This is a genomic window from Ruegeria sp. CDSA020 (assembly GCF_059612345.1).
This window is the reverse complement of sequence record NZ_JBXWQK010000002.1, coordinates 247028-260701: the sequence shown is the minus strand read 5'-3', so window position 1 is coordinate 260701 and position 13674 is coordinate 247028. Positions and strand designations below refer to the sequence as shown.

Sequence of the window (13674 nt, the reverse complement as noted above, 5' to 3'; positions counted from 1 at the left end):
TCGCTAAGATGAAACGTGAATACCTGAAAAAAGCGACCCTAACCGCTAAATCGGATGCTTCCGAAGTCCACGAGACGGTCAGGACAATTCTGGCCGATATCGAAACGGGCGGAGATGCAAAGGCTCTGGAATACGCAGCCAAGTTCGACCGTTACGATGGCAATGTCCTATTGACCGCCGAGGAAATCGAGGCTGCAGCCGCGCTCGTGCCGGAAAAGCTGAAAGCGGACATCCGGTTTGCACATGACAACGTCAAACGGTTTGCCGAGGCGCAAAAGGCCACGGTATCCGATGTCGAGGTTGAGATCGTACCGGGCATGGTTGCGGGGCAAAAGGCGATCCCGGTTGATGCGGCGGGCTGTTATGTGCCCGGTGGTCGCTATAGCCACATTGCGTCAGCCATCATGACGGTGACAACGGCCAAAGTTGCAGGCTGTGGTCACATCACCGCTTGCTCGCCCCCCCGTCCGGGTGTGGGTGTTGCCCCGGCCATCATCTATGCGGCGCACCTGTGTGGTGCGGACAAGATCATGGCGCTGGGTGGCGTTCAGGGCGTGGCCGCAATGACGTTCGGACTGTTTGGCCTGCCCAAGGCCAACATCCTTGTGGGGCCGGGCAATCAGTTTGTCGCAGAAGCCAAGCGTATTCTCTTTGGCCGCGTAGGGATCGACATGATCGCGGGCCCAACGGACAGTTTGATCCTGGCAGATGCGACCGCTGATCCACATATCGTGGCAACGGATTTGGTCAGCCAGGCCGAGCATGGCTATAACTCACCTGTTTGGCTGGTCACAGATGACCGGGTGTTGGCCGAAAAGGTGATGGAGCTTGTGCCTGCCCTGATCGATGATCTGCCCGAAGTGAACCGCGACAACGCCTTTGCCGCCTGGCGCGACTATGCCGAAGTGATCGTATGTCCAGACCGCGAGGAAATGGCCGCGTGCTCCGATGATTACGCGCCCGAACATCTGACGGTACAGGCCGAAGATCTGGATTGGTGGCTTGATCGGCTCACCTGTTACGGCTCGCTGTTCCTTGGGGAAGAGACAACCGTTTCCTATGGCGACAAGGCAACGGGCACCAACCATGTGCTGCCAACGTCAGGGGCCGCGAATTATACCGGCGGTTTGTCGGTCCATAAATACATGAAGATCGTCACTTGGCAGCGCGCCACACGCGAAGGTGCCAAGCAGGTGGCCGAAGCCACAGCGCGCATTTCCCGCCTTGAGGGGATGGAAGGGCACGCCCGTGCTGCGGATGTTCGTCTGGCCAAGTATTTCCCGGATGAAGCGTTCGACCTGACTGCAAATGGCTGATCCACGATCTCTGTTTGACCTGACTGGCCGTGTGGCCTGTGTAACCGGCGCCAGCTCCGGCCTCGGGCGGCGTGCGGTCATCGCACTGGCAAGCGCCGGGGCCCGCGTGGTGGGCGTAGCCCGTCGCGAAGACGCACTGCAGCGCTTGCAAAACGAGGTCGGCAAAGATGTGGACTACGTTGCAGCGGATGTCGCCGACCGTGATGCACTCTCACACTTGGTAGAAGCGGTCAGCGCACCGTTCGGAGCGCCAGACATCATTGTGCACGCCGCTGGCATCAACATCCGTCAGACGGCGGATGACGTGACACCAGAAGGTTGGGATCAGACCGTGGCACTAAACATCTCGGCTCCGTTTTTCCTGAGCCAGGCGTTGGTGCCCGCGATGAAGGCCAAGGGGTGGGGGCGGATCGTAAATTTTGCATCGCTCCAAACCACGCGCGCTTTTCCCGGTGGCATCGCCTATGGGACGACCAAGGCGGGCATTGCCCAACTGACCCGCGCTATGGCCGAGGCCTGGTCGACCTATGGCATCACAGCCAATGCGATTGGGCCTGGGTTTTTTCCGACAGAGCTGACCGAGGCCGTCTTTGCCGATCCGAACCGAGCCACGCGCAATGCCGCCCAGACCTGCATCGGACGCAATGGCCGTTTGGATGACATGGACGGCCCCATGCTGTTTCTCTGCTCGGACGCGTCCGGTTACGTGACCGGACAAACCTTGATGGTCGACGGAGGGTTCACAGCAAAATGAAAGCGTTGGTCTATGAAGGCGTCGAAACGCTTGGTGTGCGCGAAGTACCCAACCCGACAGTCGGTCAGGGCCAGTCGCTGGTTCGTATCGAAGCCTCGGGCATCTGCGGGTCGGACATGCACGCGTATCTCGGGCATGACGACAGGCGCCCTGCGCCCCTGATCCTTGGCCATGAGGCCGCAGGTGTGATTGAAGGCGGCGCCCGTGACGGCGAACGGGTCACGATCAACCCGCTGGTCAGTTGTGGCACCTGTCCCGCGTGTCAGTCGGGCCGCGATAATCTGTGCCCGGACCGTATGATCATTTCCATGCCGCCGCGCGAAGGGGCTTTTGCCCAATATGTGGCAATGCAAGGCAGCAATCTTATCGCGGTGCCGGATCATGTTTCGTTGCAAAAGGCTGCGCTGGCCGAACCTCTGGCCGTCAGTTGGCATTCCATACGGTTGGGGCTGATGGCGCTTGATCCGGGTGCCAGCCGCACGGCGCTTGTGCTGGGTGGCGGGGCTATTGGTCTTGCCGCGGCCCTTGCCCTCAAGGCACAAGGGGTCGATGACGTAACCGTTGCTGAACCAAGCGACAAGCGACGCACATTCCTGGAAGATCAATGCCTAGTGAAATCTGTACCCGCAGGGGCAGGGCAGTACGGCATCGTGGTCGACGCCGTCGGATACGCGGCAACACGCGCGGCAGCTTCTGCCATGGCTGAACCGGGGGGTGTCATTGTCCACATCGGCCTGGGCGAAGACACGGGTGGCCTCGATATCCGGCGGATGACCTTGCAAGAGGTGACGTTCATCGGAACCTATACCTACACACCGGAGGACTTCCGGGATACCTGCACCGCGCTTTTCGATGGTGCGCTTGGCCCGCTAGACTGGGCAGAACATCGCAGCCTGAATGATGGACCGCAGGCATTTGCCGATCTACGATCGGGAGTGGTTGCAGCCCCCAAGATCATCCTCGACCCGTGGGCCTGACACTTATGATCACCAACCAAATGGAGACACTTCATGTACCATAAAATCCTCGTCCCCATGGCGCTGGACCATGGCGTGTCGACTCATACACTTGAGATAGCCAACGCGCTGCGTGCAAAGGATGCCCAGATCTTCGCCCTTCACGTTCATGAGGCGCCCCAAGGCTCTGTCAGTGCGTATCTGGACGAAGAGATGGTTGCCGCCGGGTTTGAAAAAGCGCGTGCTGATCTTGAGGGCAAATTGTCTGGACATCCCGGTGTCACGCCTGTGATTGTAAAAGGACATTCGGCCCGCACTATCATCGACTATTCCGAGGCGCATGGCATCGACTGCATCGTGATTGGATCCCACAAGCCCGGCCTCAGAGACTATTTCCTTGGCTCCACAGCTGCCCGCGTTGTGCGGCACGCTGGCTGTGCCGTCCATGTGCATCGCGCGTCCGCTTGATGACGCTCTCCACCTCTTTCAAGAAAGGCCCTTCTGCAACATGAACATAGACAAGAAGATCACCGATGATCTTGTCGCGAATGACATCTCATTCGTGACCACGGTGCCCTGCAAACAGCTTGCGGGCGTTATCGAGGAAATAGACCAACACCCCGATATCTTCCATATTCCGTCGAACAAGGAAGACGAGGGCATGGGCCTGTGTGCCGGTGCGTGGATGGGTGGAAAACGCCCTGCGATCATCATGCAGAACACAGCCATTGGGGTGACGATCAACACTCTTGCGACGTTGATCCAGTATTACCGGATGCCGCTGCCGATGTTGATCAGCTACCGCGGAGAGCTGCGTGAGCCCGTGGCGTGCCAGGTGGAAATGGCTGTGCATACCAAGGCGCTGTTGGCACAGATGAATATCCCCACCTACCACTTCCATCACCAGAAGGATGTGGAAGAGCTGGATATGATCCTGAAGTATACCTTTATGTGCAACAAACCCGTGGCAATCCTGACCGATGCCAATTTCTGGGGAGGCTATGGCGACCAATGATCCGTTCCGAAATTCTCAAGGAAATTGCACCTCAACTCCGCGTTCAGCTGGTGGTCTGCAACATTGGCATCCCCAGCCAAGAACTGCATGCCATCGACGATCAACCAACGAATTTCTACATGCTCGGCACGATGGGCCTCGCTTCGTCTATCGGCTTGGGTCTGGCGCTGGCGCAGCCAAAAACCGTGATCTCTATCGATGGGGACGGGTCGGTGTTGACCAATCTGGGCACCTTGCCAACCATTGGGAACAATATGCCCCCGAATTTCATCCTGATGGTTATCGACAACGGATCATATGGATCAACCGGTGATCAGCCGACTTATACCGGGCGCAAGACCGATCTGGCGGGCATGGCGCGCGCGGCCGGATGTGACAATGTCGTTGAAGTGCAGGATGTTGATACCGGCAAAGCATTGCAAGAGGCGATGGACGCGCAGGTTGGCACCGTCATGATCGTGAAGTGCGACAGTGGAAATGCCAAGATGCCGGTCATCACGATGGACCCGGTGATCATCAAGGATCGCTTTATGAAAGCGGTGGCTGGTTGATGAACCGCGCCGCGCGAATTCATTCCAGTGAGGATGCGCGGCGTTTGGCCAAGGCACGTCTGCCTTGGATGGTGTTTGACTATATCGATGGGGCGGCAGGGTCAGAAACGGGGGCTGCGCGTAACCACGCTGCTCTGGATGACATTTGCCTTGAACCCCGGATACTGAAAGATGTCAGCCATCGGTCTTTGGACATGCCGCTGTTTGGCAAGATTGCCAAGCGGCCCTTTGGCATTGCGCCGATGGGGATGTGCAACCTGTCCAGACCTGGTGCCGATCTGATGCTAGCGCGGTTGGCCGCGCGCGAATCCGTGCCTTTGGGGGTCTCGACCGTGGCCTCAACCCCGCTGGAAAAAATGATCGAGGTTGCCGAAGGGCACGCGTGGTTCCAGCTCTATTTCAGCGGAGACGGGACGGGGTCGTTCAAACTGGCAAAGCGTGCGCAAGATGCCGGTTACGACACCCTGATCGTCACGGTTGACGTGCCCGAGGTTGGTCGCCGACCGCGTGAGTTGCGCCATGGTTTTACCATGCCATTCCGTATCGGACCCCGCCAATTTCTGGACTTTGCCCTGCACCCGCAATGGTCGCTTATGTCACTTGCCGCAGGTCGTCCGCAGATGGCAAATTTCGAGATGCCGGGCTTTGAGTTCGACCGCACTGAAAGCCGCGCGAGGGCGACTTGGACAACATTGAAGGCTCTGCGCGATTTGTGGAAAGGCAACCTGGTAGTAAAAGGCGTGACCAACGCCGAGGATGCGCTGCAGCTGAAATCCGAAGGTGTTGACGCCATTCAAGTGTCAAATCATGGCGCACGGCAACTTGAAAGCGCACCCGCTGCCGTTCACGCGCTGGGCCGGATACGAGACAGCGTTGGTGCGGATTTTCCGCTATTTTACGACAGTGGCTTACGATCTGGCGAAGACGTTCTGAAAGCCCTCGATCAGAGTGCAAATTACGTGTTTTTTGGCCGCATATTGCAATTTGCCATCGCCGCGGCCGGCGAAGAAGGTTTGCATAGACTGTGGAATATCCTCAGCGAAGAGTTGTCCAGTGCACTTGCTCAGGTTGGTCGGACGAAACTGACCTGAAGCAACTGAACAAATGTGAATGCCGTCGGTAACGCCTCTAACGCACACGATCCGGATGCCGATACGAATTATTTTGCCCCGGACGCTGTGTTCGACTACGCCAGCGGCCCGAGGTGTTTGCCCGCCGGTTCGAGAGTACTAAGACCCTGAATTGGGAAGCGTTGGGAAACCTAAGCAACCATTCATTTCAGACGCGCATGCGTGCGCTTTGCAGGAATCGAAAGCCGATCACGTTTCTTTCGCCGACCGCGATTTTAGCCAGTTTACGACTTGCATCACCGCGTGTTGGTTTGCGGCCGAACGCTCTATGAGGAGGTAAAAATCGCTACCACCGATGTCTCTTGCCGCACCAACCTCTACCAGGCGTCCTGCCTTAAGATCTCGGGAAACCATGAAACGGCTGACAAGGGCCACACCCTGCCGCGCGATCGCAGCGTCAACCGCAAGCGCTGTCTGGCTTAATCGAAGGCCGCGTTGCGATTTGTCACGAACCCCTAGGTCTGCAAGGTATCGCGGCCAAAGGTCATGCGTGTCATGAATTTTGGGCAGGCGTGCAAGGTCATCTGGTGTTAACGAACCGAATGCTTCGCTGATAAACTCGGGTGCGGCTACGGCAATCACCTCTTGTCTGAAAATAAGCGCCGCCCGAAGCGCGGCGCCAAACGGCGGCGATCCCTGCCGGACGGCAAGGTCGATCCCGTCGCTGTGAAAGCTGGAGACTTTTTCAGTGGCCATGATCCGCAAGTCGATTTCCGGATGGCTCTCTGCAAAGTCCGGCAGATTCGGGATCAACCATCTGGCAGCAAAAGTCGGGGTGACGCTTATTATAACCTTGTCCGGTTCCGGCATTAGCTCGGCGGTTGCAGATCTAAGGCTCGCAAAGGCAACCGATATACGTGCGTGATAGCTACGGCCAACCGAGGTGAACTCCAATCCTTTGGGCACCCTTTCGAACAATGTGACTTCTAGGTGAGCTTCCAGGAGTCGCACCTGCTGCGCCACCGCCCCTTGTGTTACGCCCAACTCATCGGCAGCAGCGCGGAAACTGAGGCGGCGCCCAGCGACTTCGAATGCCCGTAAACCGTTGAGGGGAGGAAGATCAGCCATGAGACAATAGTATTTCTACTGTAATGAAACATCAAATCTCAATCGAACGACGCATCGAAACAGGATATTTTCGCAGAATACATAAGGGGAATCGTCAGATGGCAGTAGAAAAAGTAGCTTTGATTACCGCGGGCGGGAGTGGCATGGGGGCTGACGCGGCGCGCCGGCTTGCCAAAGATGGCTTCAAAGTCGGCATTCTCTCTTCTTCGGGTAAAGGCGAAGCACTCGGCGCCGAGCTGGGTGGTTTTGGCGTCACTGGTTCTAACCTCAGTGGTGACGATCTGACTGCTTTGGTCAGGGGCGCGACGGAGCGTTGGGGCCGCGTCGATGTCTTGGTCAATTCCGCCGGTCATGGCCCGAAAGGGCCCGTATTAGAGATCGGTGACGATGACTGGCATCAAGGGATGGAGGTCTATCTGATGAATGTGATCCGCCCAACACGGCTGGTGACACCCTTGATGCAGCAACAGGGCAGGGGGGTGATTATCAACATCTCTACTTTCGCGGCGTTCGAGCCCGATCCGCTGTTTCCAACATCAGGCGTCTTCCGGGCAGGATTGGCCGCCTTTACCAAACTCTATTCCGATAAATATGCCGCAGAGAATATTCGCATGAATAACATCCTGCCGGGTTTCATCGACAGCCTGCCCGAAACAGAAGACCGGAAAGCCCGGATTCCGATGGGGCGTTACGGTCATGCTGCGGAGGTCTCTTCGCTTGTCTCATGGCTGGCGTCTGAAGGCGGTGGCTATATGACGGGTCAAAACTTGCGCGTTGACGGGGGATTGACCCGCGCTGTCTGAGGCAACGTATCTGTTTGCACTACATCAAGCCTCAATGCATTTGTGCATTGCCTGAGGCAGTACAAAAGGAAGCGGGCCGGTCGGCACCATGCCGATCGGTAGGTTGATGCCGTAAACTTGCTGCATCAGGTCATCGGTGAGGGTATTTGAAGGTGTGCCAGAGCCCCAGACAGTGCCCTGTGACATCACGTAAACACAGTCCGCAAATAGCGCGGTGAGGTTCAGATCGTGCATCACCACCACCACACCTCCACCTTGGGCGGCAAAATCGCTTGCGATACCAAGGACCGTAAATTGATGCGCGATATCCAGGCTGGCAACCGGTTCGTCCAGTAAAAGCCAACTGGGATGATCGGCCCGTTGTGCCTGCCAGACCTGCGTCAAAACACGGGCTAACTGTACGCGCTGCTGCTCACCCCCGGACAGGGTCTGGTAAGACCTCTGCTCGAACCCGGCTAAGTCGACATGTGCCAGGGCGGTAGTGACCGAACTGTCATCTTGCGCGGCCAACCCGTTTGCCAGCCCCAGTCTGACAATCTCGTGCACTTTGAAAGGAAAGGCCACGCTGGTCGATTGTGGCAGCACGCCCCGTTTCGCGGCCAGTTGCCAGGGCTTTAACTCTGAGATGTCGTGGCCGTTCAGGGTGACGGTTCCGGTCGAGGCAATCTCTCCGGCCAATGCCTTTAGTAAGGTCGACTTGCCCGATCCGTTGGGCCCGATGATTGCGGTGACCTGACCGGGATCGGCCTTGAAATTCACGTCGTGCAGGATGTTCTTTCGGCCCAGACTGACGCAGATATTCTTACCTTGCATGATTTACATTCCCATAATGCCGTGGCGGCGCAGGAGGATCCAAAGAAAGACCGGTGCGCCGAGAATTGCCGTGACGATCCCGATTGGCAGTTCCGCCGGGGCCACCACGACCCGGCTGATCATGTCGGCGCATAGCAGCAGACTGGCACCCAGCAGGGCGGAATTCATCAAAAGCCTGTGGTGGTCCGGCCCCGTTGCCAGACGTAGCAAATGGGGGACCACAATTCCGATGAATCCGATGCCGCCGGACACGGCAACAGCGGCCCCTGTTGCACCGGAAACTGCAAGAATGGCGATGTTCTTGCTGCGCTGAACCGGGATGCCCATGTGATGGGCCACCGCCTCTCCCATCGCCAGACCGTTAAGCGCGCGAGCCAGAAATTGTGTGCTTGCAAGGGCAACCAAAATGATTGGCGCAGCCGAGGCGATTTTGGTCCAGGTTGCCCCAGCTAACGATCCCATTCCCCAGAACGTCAGGTCGCGTAATTGCTGATCATCGGCCATGTAGACCAGAACACCCGATGCGGCGCCGGATAAGGCACCCAATGCAATGCCGGCCAGTAGCATGGTTGCGACCGATGTCTGCCCTCCGCTGGTCGAGACACGGTATAGGATCAGAACAGACACCCAGCCACCAAGAAAAGCAGCAATGGCCACTAACCCGTTTCCGGTCCAGACCAAAATCGACACTGGCAAGTGGCTGCCAAGGATGATGGCTGAAATTGCGCCCAGACCTGCGCCCGCGCTGACGCCGACAATTCCGGGGTCCGCCAACGGATTTCGGAAAAGCCCTTGCATGACCACCCCTGAAACAGCCAGTGCGGCACCGACCAGTATCCCCATTGCAAGCCGGGGCAACCGTATGTCCCAAAGGACAATCCGATTCAGGTCAGTCAGGGACCGCCCATTGATTAGGTCAATCACCGCCATGTTTAACGACGCATCCGAAGCACCGACTGAAATGCTTGCGGCGCTGGTCAGGCCAAGCAAAACCAGTAAGGCCAAAGTAACCCGCCGTGCGGTTGCTCGCCGATTGTACCTGGGTGCCTCGGCGCTCATATGATCCAACGCCAGCGTCATGAGCCACCTTCATCCTGCAGGGCTGCTGACAGATCAGAAATGGCACTGGCGGTTCGAGGGCCAAACCCAAGCAGATATGCACCCTGCATGCGGATCAGCATCTTGTTCTGGCCCGCCGGGGTCAGCTTGACTGCGGGCAGTGAAAAGAGCGCGGCATCCTCGGTATTATGATCACCCCGCCGATCCATCATAAGGATGACATCAGGCGCAGCCGACACCAGCGCTTCGGGCGTCATTGGCTTGTAACCTGACACTTTGGCGGCGGCATTTACACCGCCAGCCAATCGAATGATGCTGTCTGCTTGGGTATCCACACCTCCCACTGTGATCCGGTTATCCTGCACCGACAGAACAAACAGAACCCGTTTCGGGTTGGATCCTGCGGCACTACTAGCCGCCAATTCCGCCTGATTGATCTGGCGTATGGTTTGCGCTGCCAATCCCTCGGCAGCAACGTCAGCGCCCAGCACGGCCCCAACGGTTTGGATTTTTTCGACCACGCCTTCCAGAGAGAACTCATCCTTGATCGTGACGTATTGCACGCCCGCTTCCTGCAGAACCGCAATCGCCTCTGGTGGTCCTGAACCTTCAAGCGCCAGGACCAAGTCTGGTTCTACCGACAAAACGCCTTCGGGCGACAGCGCGCGTCGGTATCCGATATCGGGCAGGTTCATCGCTTCTGTCGGGTAGGTTGATGTTCGGTCGCGACCAACAAGCCTGTCTTGCTGACCCAGAGCGTAGACGATTTCAGTGATGGAACTGCCGATCGCGATGATCCGCTTTGGTTCGTCGTCCGCAGCCTGCGCGACCTGTGTACTTAGCAGCATAGCCAAGGCAGGCCAGATCACTCGCATCCTGTTCATGTCAGCGCGGCCTCGGGTTGGGGTTCAAGTGCGGCAACTAACTCATTCCAGATTGGGCGATGGTCGGATTCGCCGGCGCGGCGGCCAAAAATCTGGAAGATCAGCCCACCTTCGGCATCGAAGGCCTCAACCGAGACGGCAGGGCCGCGCTGAGTCGGTTTGGTGACAGCCCAAACCTCTGCAATATGGTCCGTCCTCAGATGCAAATTGAAACGCGGGTCAAGCACATTGAACCAGGGTCCCATCTGCTTGATCGTTCCGATACGGCCACCGTGAATTTCGATACATCCACGATTGCCAACAAAGATCATCACCTCAATTTCATTGTCGCACACTTGTTCGAACATTGGTGATATTACCGACGGCGTCAGTTCCCTGACGAGCGGTTGGCCGGCGATGCGATAGGCCCCCAAGCGGTTCATCTTGAGCTTTGAGGTCAAGCGCATGAACTGGTGGGTGTCCGTCATCTTGGCCCATTCCGCACGTAGGATTTCCGTCTTTTCGGGGTTGGCTTTGGGCGCTTCGGTCGGTCGGCGCGGTTCTAGATCAAGAGTTTGCGATTGGTCTTCAGACGCCAGGGTACTGACAAGCTGGTTCCAATGATCCAGGTCCGAACCCTTGCGCAGGAAAATCTTATGCACTGCGTCGCCTGCGGCATCAAAAATCTGCAGGGACCTTTTCACGCCGCTGTCGGTTTTGCGTTCGATCGCAAAGGCATGGACCCAATGGCTGGGAAACATGCGCAAATCAATCTCATCCGTTAGAACCAACGAGGCATGCGCGCCCGAATGGTAATTGTCGTATTGTCCGACCTTTTCGATCACGCATGAGGTATTGCGCGTCAAAGCCATAACCTCTCCCAAACCGTTAAGCCTTGGAAAAAGGTCATCAAGTTTTGCTGTCAGCCGTGTAACGTCGTTCCCGGCGAAGGCAGCGACCAACTGGCTTTCGGTAAGTCCGATCGATTCCGCCAGATCACGGTCACGTTTGCCGCTGTTTTGCGCATAGGCTGCACGAATTTGAGCCGGGGTGTTAGGCACCTGTTCCGTCATGGGTTTTCCCATCTTCGAGTTGATTTTCAGAGGCGCTGGCCCGGCAGCCGAATTGTTCGGGTGCCCGCTGGCGAGAGTCGGCGATGCGACGACGATTTATTGTTGACTGTTTTAGTAACCTTTATTAACGAGCACAAGTCGCCAAAAAAAGGCGGCTCCAAAAAACAATAGAACAGACTGACCAAAGCCAGCATGGCGCAAGCATTTCAGGTCCTCCCACTGTTTCGAAGGGACAGAGATGCGTGTGCAAATACGGAAGATAGCTTTGCTGGGAACGGCTTCGTGCCTCAGCATGATTGCGGCTGGCGCTATGGCGCAAGAACAAGACGATGGTTTCCTTGGCACCCTGATACTTGGGGAAAGCAAACGAGAGATTCAGACAGACACTGCCGTGCCGGTCACAAATATTGATCAGGAAGAGATCAACGACCGGCAGGCCAATACGGTTGCAGAGCTGATCGACTCGGTTCCTGGGGTAAGCCTGGTGAACGGCTCGACCCCTCAGGGATCGGGCATCAATATTCGCGGCTATGGTGCAAACGGCACGTTCGGAACCGACCAGAAGGTACTGATCCTGGTCGATGGCGCTACAACGGGCGCGGAAGAGCTGTATCGGATCGGCAACCAGCTTTTTACTGACCCCCAGCTTTACAAAAGCGTCTCGGTCATTCGGGGCACTGTCGGGTCATTCGAATATGGGTCCGGGGTTGTTGGTGGTGTCGTTCAGCTGGAAACCAAGGACGCGTCAGATTTCACCGGTGGAGAGCCGGGTTTCCGTTTCCGTCAAACCTTTGAAGGGTATTCCAACGGTAACGGATTTGCCTCGTCCTCTATCCTGGCTTGGCAGCCGAATACCCAAACGGAATTTCTGTTCAACTACGCCTATCGGGATCAGGACGATCAGGAGGATGGAAACGGCAATACGATCGGCAACAGCGCGTTCACGCTGCCGTCGCTTCTGGCTAAGGGCAAATACAGCTTCGGCAACGATCTCGAACATTCGTTCACCGCATCCTACAACCAGTCCACATCTGAAGAGCGCGACGTCCCTTATGACTCGTTTGGCACCACGTCGGATGCCTTTGGTAATGTAGACCGTGATATCGAAACAAAGATCGGAATCCTGCGGTATCAATATCAACCCGTTGGAAATGATCTGGTCGATCTGGATGTGAACCTCAGCTATTCTGAGCAGGCGATCGAAAGCAGCTATGTTCCCGGGTCTTCCAGCCTTGAAGGCACGCCATTCTTCCCCGGCATTCAGGCCCTGGCGGATGCCACGCATAACTATGAAACAACAAAGCTGACGATCAAGAACACGTCGTATTTCCAGACCGGCATCGCCTCGCATGATCTGCGGGCCGGGATCGAGTTTATCAACCGCGAACGGTTGGACGCGGCCTCGGCCCCGGGTGGAACTGACCGTCGATTTGCCCTGTTTGCTGTGGACGATGTGCAGATCGGTGACAATCTGACGATTACCCCCGCGGTGCGATATGAGATGCAGGACATCGACGGTGATGATGACGCCGCGGCCCCGTTCAACGAAAGCTATGACAACAACGCGCTTATGGGCGGGTTGTCGGCGCGGTACGCGTTCAACAGCGGTTTCGCGATCTTTGGTGGTGCGGCCTACACGGAAAGCCTGCCGATCATCGATGATCTGGGCACGCCGCTTTACATGACGCAACCCGAGAGATCCCGCACGTGGGAAGCTGGTTTTTCCTATGATCGCGGTGACGTGTTTGCCGAGGGCGACGTGATCCGCGCCAAGGTCAATTTCTATCAAACGACCCTGTGGGATATCACCTCCTACGTTTCTGGCACCCCGTCTCAACCCCTGTCCGAAGTGGAAACAAGAGGCGCCGAGATCGAAGCCTCTTATGCCAATGCGGGTGGGTTATACGTCGATTTCAACTCGAACATCGTGACGGGTACGGAAACCAGCGCCACCGGCGATGACTCGCGTTGGCGGAATGAGCCGTCGGATTCCGCGCGCCTGACATTGGGCAAGCGGTTCGGTCAGACGTTGGACGTCAGCTGGGAAATCTTCGGTGCCCGGGCCGGTACGGACTCGAGCGGAGAAGCGACCGCGGGATACGGAGTAAACTCTCTGCGTGCGACCTACATGCCGCAAGATGGTGTGTTTGAAGGCTTTGAGCTGCGCGCCAGTATCGAGAACATCCTTGATAAGGACTACCGCCCGAACCTGTCGACCCGCAATTCGACGGGCCGGACCTTCAAGCTCGGCCTGGCCAAAACCTTCTGATCCC

The 13674-nt window shown here is 57.1% G+C and carries 14 protein-coding genes; 9 read left to right on the top strand and 5 right to left on the bottom strand.

Translation table 11 applies throughout. The features are described 5' to 3' along the window. The first annotated feature begins 8 nt into the window (after positions 1-8). The 7 genes from hisD to AC2FJW_RS04255 are packed head-to-tail and all read left to right on the top strand — an operon-like array spanning position 9 to position 5683. A complete protein-coding gene (hisD, locus tag AC2FJW_RS04285; RefSeq protein WP_271949931.1) occupies positions 9-1316 on the top strand; it encodes a histidinol dehydrogenase in 1308 nt (435 codons plus the stop codon). Continuing rightward, a complete protein-coding gene (locus AC2FJW_RS04280; RefSeq protein ID WP_496692060.1) occupies positions 1309-2070 on the top strand; it encodes an SDR family NAD(P)-dependent oxidoreductase in 762 nt (253 codons plus the stop codon). Before hisD ends, AC2FJW_RS04280 begins: the two co-directional genes overlap by 8 nt. Further along, entirely contained in the window at positions 2067-3047 is a 981-nt protein-coding gene (locus AC2FJW_RS04275; RefSeq protein ID WP_496749313.1) for a zinc-dependent alcohol dehydrogenase, read from the top strand. Before AC2FJW_RS04280 ends, AC2FJW_RS04275 begins: the two co-directional genes overlap by 4 nt. A gap of 33 nt (positions 3048-3080) precedes the next feature. Next, positions 3081-3494, top strand: a complete 414-nt coding sequence (locus tag AC2FJW_RS04270; protein WP_496749312.1) for a universal stress protein — start codon at positions 3081-3083, stop codon at positions 3492-3494. 40 nt (positions 3495-3534) lie between these two features. After that, positions 3535-4041, top strand: a complete 507-nt coding sequence (gene comD, locus AC2FJW_RS04265; RefSeq protein WP_142637714.1) for a sulfopyruvate decarboxylase subunit alpha — start codon at positions 3535-3537, stop codon at positions 4039-4041. Continuing rightward, on the top strand, positions 4038-4592 hold the full coding sequence (comE, locus tag AC2FJW_RS04260) for a sulfopyruvate decarboxylase subunit beta (RefSeq protein WP_496749311.1): 555 nt from the start codon (positions 4038-4040) through the stop codon (positions 4590-4592). The genes comD and comE overlap by 4 nt, the downstream gene beginning before the upstream one ends. Further along, positions 4592-5683 carry an alpha-hydroxy acid oxidase gene (locus AC2FJW_RS04255; protein ID WP_496749310.1) on the top strand — a complete coding sequence of 364 codons (1092 nt, stop codon included), beginning with the start codon at positions 4592-4594 and terminating at the stop codon, positions 5681-5683. Before comE ends, AC2FJW_RS04255 begins: the two co-directional genes overlap by 1 nt. 228 nt (positions 5684-5911) lie before the next feature. On the opposite strand, the gene AC2FJW_RS04250 is transcribed toward AC2FJW_RS04255, so the two are convergent. Next, complete coding sequence (locus tag AC2FJW_RS04250) at positions 5912-6790, bottom strand: LysR substrate-binding domain-containing protein (protein WP_496749309.1); 879 nt, start codon at positions 6788-6790, stop codon at positions 5912-5914. Between the two features lie 98 nt (positions 6791-6888). On the opposite strand from AC2FJW_RS04250, the gene AC2FJW_RS04245 reads away from it, so the two are divergent. Beyond that, positions 6889-7593 (top strand): SDR family oxidoreductase, encoded by a 705-nt coding sequence (locus tag AC2FJW_RS04245; RefSeq protein ID WP_496749308.1) that lies wholly within the window; start codon positions 6889-6891, stop codon positions 7591-7593. Positions 7594-7617: 24 nt separating this feature from the next. On the opposite strand, the gene AC2FJW_RS04240 is transcribed toward AC2FJW_RS04245, so the two are convergent. From AC2FJW_RS04240 to AC2FJW_RS04225, 4 genes are read right to left on the bottom strand one after another with little or no spacing between them, the layout of a single operon-like run. Beyond that, a complete protein-coding gene (locus tag AC2FJW_RS04240; protein WP_496749307.1) occupies positions 7618-8406 on the bottom strand; it encodes a heme ABC transporter ATP-binding protein in 789 nt (262 codons plus the stop codon). 3 nt (positions 8407-8409) lie between these two features. After that, entirely contained in the window at positions 8410-9486 is a 1077-nt protein-coding gene (locus AC2FJW_RS04235) for a FecCD family ABC transporter permease (protein ID WP_496749306.1), read from the bottom strand. After that, positions 9483-10313: a heme/hemin ABC transporter substrate-binding protein gene (locus AC2FJW_RS04230; protein ID WP_496749305.1), complete on the bottom strand. Its 831-nt coding sequence runs from the start codon at positions 10311-10313 to the stop codon at positions 9483-9485. Before AC2FJW_RS04230 ends, AC2FJW_RS04235 begins: the two co-directional genes overlap by 4 nt. A 32-nt stretch (positions 10314-10345) precedes the next feature. After that, positions 10346-11401, bottom strand: a complete 1056-nt coding sequence (locus AC2FJW_RS04225; protein WP_496749304.1) for a hemin-degrading factor — start codon at positions 11399-11401, stop codon at positions 10346-10348. A 238-nt stretch (positions 11402-11639) separates the two neighbouring features. On the opposite strand from AC2FJW_RS04225, the gene AC2FJW_RS04220 reads away from it, so the two are divergent. After that, positions 11640-13670, top strand: a complete 2031-nt coding sequence (locus AC2FJW_RS04220; protein ID WP_496749303.1) for a TonB-dependent receptor domain-containing protein — start codon at positions 11640-11642, stop codon at positions 13668-13670. The last annotated feature ends 4 nt before the right edge of the window (positions 13671-13674 follow it).

Excerpts from the sequence above, each read along its gene's own strand:
- hisD (WP_271949931.1), top strand. The coding sequence starts at position 9 with ATGAAACGTGAATACCTGAAAAAAGCGACCCTAACCGCTAAATCGGAT.
- AC2FJW_RS04280 (WP_496692060.1), top strand. The coding sequence starts at position 1,309 with ATGGCTGATCCACGATCTCTGTTTGACCTGACTGGCCGTGTGGCCTGT.
- AC2FJW_RS04275 (WP_496749313.1), top strand. The coding sequence starts at position 2,067 with ATGAAAGCGTTGGTCTATGAAGGCGTCGAAACGCTTGGTGTGCGCGAA.
- AC2FJW_RS04270 (WP_496749312.1), top strand. The coding sequence starts at position 3,081 with ATGTACCATAAAATCCTCGTCCCCATGGCGCTGGACCATGGCGTGTCG.
- comD (WP_142637714.1), top strand. The coding sequence starts at position 3,535 with ATGAACATAGACAAGAAGATCACCGATGATCTTGTCGCGAATGACATC.
- comE (WP_496749311.1), top strand. The coding sequence starts at position 4,038 with ATGATCCGTTCCGAAATTCTCAAGGAAATTGCACCTCAACTCCGCGTT.
- AC2FJW_RS04255 (WP_496749310.1), top strand. The coding sequence starts at position 4,592 with ATGAACCGCGCCGCGCGAATTCATTCCAGTGAGGATGCGCGGCGTTTG.
- AC2FJW_RS04250 (WP_496749309.1), bottom strand. The coding sequence starts at position 6,790 with ATGGCTGATCTTCCTCCCCTCAACGGTTTACGGGCATTCGAAGTCGCT.
- AC2FJW_RS04245 (WP_496749308.1), top strand. The coding sequence starts at position 6,889 with ATGGCAGTAGAAAAAGTAGCTTTGATTACCGCGGGCGGGAGTGGCATG.
- AC2FJW_RS04240 (WP_496749307.1), bottom strand. The coding sequence starts at position 8,406 with ATGCAAGGTAAGAATATCTGCGTCAGTCTGGGCCGAAAGAACATCCTG.
- AC2FJW_RS04235 (WP_496749306.1), bottom strand. The coding sequence starts at position 9,486 with ATGACGCTGGCGTTGGATCATATGAGCGCCGAGGCACCCAGGTACAAT.
- AC2FJW_RS04230 (WP_496749305.1), bottom strand. The coding sequence starts at position 10,313 with ATGCTGCTAAGTACACAGGTCGCGCAGGCTGCGGACGACGAACCAAAG.
- AC2FJW_RS04225 (WP_496749304.1), bottom strand. The coding sequence starts at position 11,401 with ATGACGGAACAGGTGCCTAACACCCCGGCTCAAATTCGTGCAGCCTAT.
- AC2FJW_RS04220 (WP_496749303.1), top strand. The coding sequence starts at position 11,640 with ATGCGTGTGCAAATACGGAAGATAGCTTTGCTGGGAACGGCTTCGTGC.